Source organism: Trichloromonas sp. (assembly GCF_041583255.1).
GTDB lineage: Bacteria > Desulfobacterota > Desulfuromonadia > Desulfuromonadales > Trichloromonadaceae > Trichloromonas.
On the sequence record NZ_JBFHGD010000220.1, the window covers coordinates 1 to 5,337 of the forward strand.

Annotated in this window: 5 protein-coding genes and 1 pseudogene; 1 reads left to right on the forward strand and 5 read right to left on the reverse strand. The window is 62.7% G+C overall.

Annotation, left to right across the window (positions count from 1 at the left end; genetic code table 11):
• Positions 1-6: 6 nt before the first annotated feature.
• A pseudogene (locus ABYV89_RS14200) lies at positions 7-138 on the forward strand (translation initiation factor IF-2 N-terminal domain-containing protein); the annotation flags it as partial.
• Between the two features lie 70 nt (positions 139-208).
• On the opposite strand, the gene ABYV89_RS14205 reads toward ABYV89_RS14200, so the two are convergent.
• The 5 genes from ABYV89_RS14205 to hflX form a co-directional block, all read right to left on the reverse strand.
• Positions 209-661: a hypothetical protein gene (locus ABYV89_RS14205; RefSeq protein ID WP_432823599.1), complete on the reverse strand. Its 453-nt coding sequence runs from the start codon at positions 659-661 to the stop codon at positions 209-211.
• A 2-nt stretch (positions 662-663) separates the two neighbouring features.
• On the reverse strand, positions 664-1,389 hold the full coding sequence (locus ABYV89_RS14210) for a tetratricopeptide repeat protein (RefSeq protein WP_432823595.1): 726 nt from the start codon (positions 1,387-1,389) through the stop codon (positions 664-666).
• 116 nt (positions 1,390-1,505) lie between these two features.
• The gene (locus ABYV89_RS14215; protein WP_432823596.1) at positions 1,506-2,279 is read right to left on the reverse strand and encodes a hypothetical protein; all 774 of its coding nucleotides are present in this window, start codon (positions 2,277-2,279) and stop codon (positions 1,506-1,508) included.
• The gene (locus ABYV89_RS14220) at positions 2,263-3,957 is read right to left on the reverse strand and encodes a LysM peptidoglycan-binding domain-containing protein (RefSeq protein WP_432823597.1); all 1,695 of its coding nucleotides are present in this window, start codon (positions 3,955-3,957) and stop codon (positions 2,263-2,265) included. The genes ABYV89_RS14215 and ABYV89_RS14220 overlap by 17 nt, the downstream gene beginning before the upstream one ends.
• A gap of 54 nt (positions 3,958-4,011) precedes the next feature.
• Positions 4,012-5,337 (reverse strand): GTPase HflX (gene hflX, locus ABYV89_RS14225; RefSeq protein WP_432823598.1); only part of this gene is annotated, 1,326 nt, incomplete at its 5' end.

A 5,337-nucleotide genomic window follows, 5' to 3' on the forward strand; every position in this document is an offset into this window, starting at 1 on the left:
GACAGCGTGGCGACTAAGACGCGGGTCCACGATCTCGCAGCCGAATTCGGCGTGACGAGCGAGCAGCTGCTGAAGCTGCTGGCGGACCTCGACATCCATGTGCGGAGCCATCTCTCGACACTGGACGACGGCCAGGTGGCCATCGTCCGCGCCCGCTGGGAACGGGAGAAGCGGCGCAAGAGCGGGGCGTCAGGTGCGGATTTACGTTCTAAGAGACTCCAAAGCAGATCCCGTGCAGGTCGAGCTTGGCCTCTGGAGCCAGCTTTCCCTGCCGCAGCTGTTTCATCCGCCGCGGGGGCGAAGCCGCCGGATTCTCGTCTTCGGGATACTGGTCGACAAAGACCCGGTCCAGCTTGCCCAAGGCCGCGGCAAACAGCTCCTCGTCGTTGACCGGGGCTGCGATGGCTGCGGTCTTTTCCGCTACCGGCGGCGCTGGCTCTCTGGCCGGCACCGGCTTGGCCAGCCGCTGCACCCCGAGCCGGGTCATCTCCTCGGCGAAGCTGGCCGGAGCCTCCTCGCCGGAAGCGGGAACCGCCGGCTTGCTTTCCGGCTCACTCGGCTTCTTTGCAGAAGCCGAAACGGAAAACCCCTTCAAATCCTTGAAGGGGTTATTCTGCATTTTGGTCGAGGCGGGAGTCTTGTCGCTTTTTTTCCGCGTCACGATTACCGCCTTACGATCTTGCGCCGACCCTGCATCGCCTTGGTCTGCTGCTTGATGAGGGTCCCCTGACTCTCCAGGTGAAACTGGTACCAGAGGTCGCCGTAGGCCTGCATCTTCATCTTCTTGCCCGCCTTGAGCGCATCAAGGTTAGCCTGCAGGGCTTCATTGCCGCCGGTCTTCTTGATCCCCTTTTCCATCACCGCGATGGCCTGGTCCGTTTGCCCGATTTTATCCAGGCAGTAGCCGTAGAGATTCCAGAGCATCGGCTCTTTCTTGTTGGCCGCCGTCGCCTTGTCGAAGGTTTCGATCATTTTTCCCGACTTGTTGCGCTTCATATAGCAGATGCCGAGCATTCCCATGGCCACCCAGTGGCGCACGAAGCCCTTCTGCAGGTAGTCGAAAGCCTGGGTGAAGTCGCGCTTGAGATAAAGGATGGTGCCGATCTGGGCATTGAGCTGCCCCTTGATGTAGAACTGCCACTTGGCGTACTTGAAGCCCCCCTGCAACTCCTTGACCGCCTTTTCGGCGCGTCCGGCCTGGATGTCGCGCTGGGCGGATTCCATCAGGACGCCGATCTTTTTCATCACGAAGCGGGTCAGCAGGAAATAGAGGAGCAGAAAGGTGACCACGGAGGCGATGGTGGCGATCCACTGGTCGACCCCGGCCAGCAGCGACAGGCCGCCATGAACCAGCAGCGCAACAACAAGAGAAATGACAATATTGAGCATTATCGGGATAATCCTTTCAGGATGTGTTCATGAGCCGATTTAAGGCCGACAGAGTGTAGCAATCCCGCCTATAAAAGTCAAAGGGATATGCTTGGGTCTGACCATCTTGCCGCCGTTCAGCGGGGCAGAAGAGGATGGTGCACCAGGCGATCGATACCAAGGGCGGGAAGGTCGGCGGGAAGCGCCTGGTTCTGCAGAAATTGGGTATTGCCGCATTGCAGCAGCGGCACCGGAGTCTGCTCGTTTTGAAGGCTGAACACCTCGCCGCAGCGGGCCGCACAGCCAGTGGCCTGGGGCTCCTGCCGGAACGGGCAGTTGCGGCTCGAAGTCACCATGGCAAAGGGATAGTGGAGCGAACCGGCCAGGCCGTCCGGCAAAGGCGCCAGCCCCTGCAGCAGGTTGTCCAGCTCGACCCGGGCGATGTCCAGCTCGCCCAGCAGGGCGGAGGCTTGCCGGCCATACCAGTTGCCGCGCTGAAAATACGCCCGCTGCTCGGCGGTGAGTGAAAGGTCGAGAATGCGCGGTCCGCGCTTCTGCCCGGACAGGGCCCGGCCGAGCAGGACCGGCAGCGACGGCAGCAGCTCGCGGACCGGCTCCAGCGCGCCCCAGTCGGAGATCAGCACTTCATCACCGGGCCCGAACTCGGCGGCCAGTGCCGCAAGCAGGATGCGCAGGCGCGGCAGCACCGGTTCGGCCAGCACCGGCGTCGCCAGGGTAAAACGCCAGCCTAGCTGATGGGCGGCCCGGCAGGCGGCGACCGCGGCGGCAGGCTGCGGCAGCATCCAGGGGCAAAACTCGGCACCGAAATAGAGCCGGTCATACCCCGCGGGAAGCGGACCGCCTATCCGGTTGAGAAAGAGTGCCGATTCGGGCTCAGCCGCGACGTTCATCGTGTACCATCAGGGTCAGCTTGTCGCCGGGACGCAGCACATGGTTTTCGGCCAGCTTGTTCCAGCGCTTGATGTGGCTGGTCGAGACCGAATACTTGCGGCCGATATCCCACAGGGTATCGCCGGACTTGACCTGGTAGATGATCTTGCGGGTTGCCTTTGCCGCCGGCTTGGCTGAACTTGCCGCCTTGGCGGTCTGCGAGGATTTTCCCTTGCTCGAAACCACCAGGGTCTGGCCGGGGCGGATCACGTTGCTCCAGCCGAGCTTGTTCCAGACCCGCAGTTCTTTCTCGCTGACATCGAACCGCCTGGCGATCGACCACAGGCTGTCGCCGTTGCGCACCGTGTAACTCTTGCGCCGGGAACGGACATAGTCGTCCTGCATCTCCTCTACCGGCAAACGGCTGAAGCTCTGGTGCAGCGGCAGGATCAGGTCGCTGCCGACCTTCAGGGAGCGGGGGTTCCGGATGTCGTTGAGATCGATGATGTCATCGACCCGGATGTTGTATTTCCTGGCGATCGCCCCCAGGGTGTCGCCGCTGGCGATCTTGTGCCGCTTGTAGTTGGCGCGCCGGTCAGGCGGAACCTGGGCGTAGCGCTCCTCGAAGAGTTCTTTCTTGCCGGCCGGGATGCGCAGCTCGTACTCGTCGACACCGGGCGGGGTGCACCAGCGCTTGAGCTCCGGGTTGAGAGCCTTGATCTCGTCGTAGGAAACCTCGCAGAGCTTGGCGACCAGGTCGAGGTCGGTGACATCGGAGACGGTAACCAGGTCGTAATCGAGGGGCGCCAGACAGTCGAGATCGACGAAACCGTACTCCTCGGGGTTCTTGGCGATGGTCAGCACGGCCAGCAGCTTGGGCAGGTAGTTCTTGGTCTCGGGCTGCAGGTACGAGCCCCGGGTCAGCTCCCAGAAGTCGCGGGTTTCGTACTTCCTGACGGCCTGGGAAATCTTGCCGCCGCCGGCATTGTAGGCCGCCACCGCGAGATACCAGTCGCCGTCGAAGCGGTCGTACAGATCGCTGAGGAATTTCGCCGCCGCCCGGGTTGATTTTTCGAAATCCCGGCGCTCGTCACGCCACCAGTCATTGCTCAGGCCATAGTGGTTGCCGGTGCTCTCGATAAACTGCCAGGGGCCGACGGCATGGGCCCAGCTGTAGGCCTTGTCGTTAAAGCCCGACTCGACCAGGGCCAGGTAACTCAGATCCTGCGGCAGCCCCTCCTCTTCGAAGATCTTGCGCATGAACGGGACATACCGCTCCGAACGCTGCAGCCAGCGGGTGAAGGTACCGCGGGCGGGGCCGGTGTAATAATCGACGTAGTAGCGCACCTTCTCATTCTCGACCACGGGAAAATCGAAAACCATATCATCGGGCAGCAGGGTCAGCCCTTCGTTTTCAGGCGGGAACTGGTCGGCTCCGGAGAGGATCAGGTTGTCTTCAAGGGTCTCGGCATCGAGCTCTTCCGCCAGCGGCGAGGGCCCGGTCTCGACCGCGGCCGGCTCGGCCACCGCCATGACCGAAAAGGTCGGCCGCTGGGGAGCGGTACGCACCGGCGATCTGGGCGGGGCAACCACCACTTTGCGCTTGATAACCGCCGGGGCCGCGACCTGTTTGTCCGGCGTCAGCGAGAAACAGCCGCTGAGCAGCAAAAAGGCGGGCAAGGCCCAGTAGATCTTCATGTCAACCTCCAGAAAAAACCGCGAAATGCCCGGCACAAATTGGCATTCCGTGTTTCACGCTTCGTCGGGCCAGAACCGGCGCTGCAGTTCGGCCAGCAATCCGTCAAAGGTGCTGCGCTCCCGGGCACTCACGGGAATGGCGTTAAAACGGCGGCACAGCGGGGCGATTTCCTCCTGGGGAACCATATCAATTTTATTGAATACCAGCAGCCGCGCGATGCGGTCGAGTTCGAGATCCTGCAAAATCCGCTCCACGGCCTGGATATGCTCTTCGAAACGGGGATTGCCGAGATCGACCACATGCATCAGCAGGTCGGCATCCTCCAGCTCCTCGAGGGTGGCCTTGAACGCCCCCATCAGGCTTTTGGGCAGCTTGCGGATAAAGCCGACGGTGTCGGTGATGATCACCTCCCGCTCGAGGGGGAAGCGCAGCCGCCGGGTCGAGGTGTCGAGGGTGGCAAAGAGCAGATCCTCGGTGAAGACCTTGCTCTGGGTCAGAGCGTTCAAGAGGGTCGATTTGCCGGCATTGGTGTAGCCGACGATGGAGACGATCGGCACTTCTGCCCGGATGCGCCGCTGCCGCCGCTGCAGGCGGCCCTTGGCCAGCCCGGCCAGCTGTTTTTCGAGCCGGGCGATGCGGTCGCGGATGCGCCGGCGATCGGTCTCCAGCTTGGTTTCGCCGGGACCGCGGCCACCGATCCCGCCCATCAGGCGGGACATGGCGGTGCCGCGGCCGATCAGCCGCGGCATGATGTACTTGAGCTGGGCCAGTTCGACCTGTACCTTGCCGTCGAGGGTATGGGCGCGGCGGGCGAAAATGTCGAGAATCAGCTGACTGCGGTCGATGACCTTGATTTCGGTGATTTCGGAAATGGAGCGCACCTGAACCGGTGACAGGTCCTGATCGAAAACCAGCAGGGTCGCCCCCTGTTGCAGGGCGCGGATGATGACTTCCTTGACCTTCCCCTCCCCCATCAGGTACTTGGGGTTGAGCTGGCGCGGGCGCTGGATCACCCGGTCAAGCACGATCAGGTCTGCGGTGCGGGCCAGTTCAGCCAGTTCATCGAGAGAATCCTCGGTTTCCTGGCGCGCGCCCTGGCTGACCGAGATGAGAATGGCCTTTTCCCGAGAATCGGAGAGGTCGATGGTTTCCCCCATCTTCCGTTCCAGTTCCTCGTCGAGGGCGTTGACAAAGGCCTCGGCGTCGAAGTCAAGATCATGCAGCGACGGAGCGGACAGGGTCTCGACGCTCTGCCCCCCGGAACCGGGCGGCAGCACGTGGGCGTAGTGGACCCGTCCCGGCAGCCCCCCCTCGCCGACCGCGATGGCCACCATCAGGTCGAGCCGCAGCAGGGCCAGGTCGGTCAGGTCATCCTGGGA

What these genes read in the sequence shown, in the direction of transcription:
- ABYV89_RS14210 (WP_432823595.1), bottom strand. Translation starts at nt 1,389, where the DNA reads ATGCTCAATATTGTCATTTCTCTTGTTGTTGCGCTGCTGGTTCATGGC.
- ABYV89_RS14215 (WP_432823596.1), bottom strand. Translation starts at nt 2,279, where the DNA reads ATGAACGTCGCGGCTGAGCCCGAATCGGCACTCTTTCTCAACCGGATA.
- ABYV89_RS14220 (WP_432823597.1), bottom strand. Translation starts at nt 3,957, where the DNA reads ATGAAGATCTACTGGGCCTTGCCCGCCTTTTTGCTGCTCAGCGGCTGT.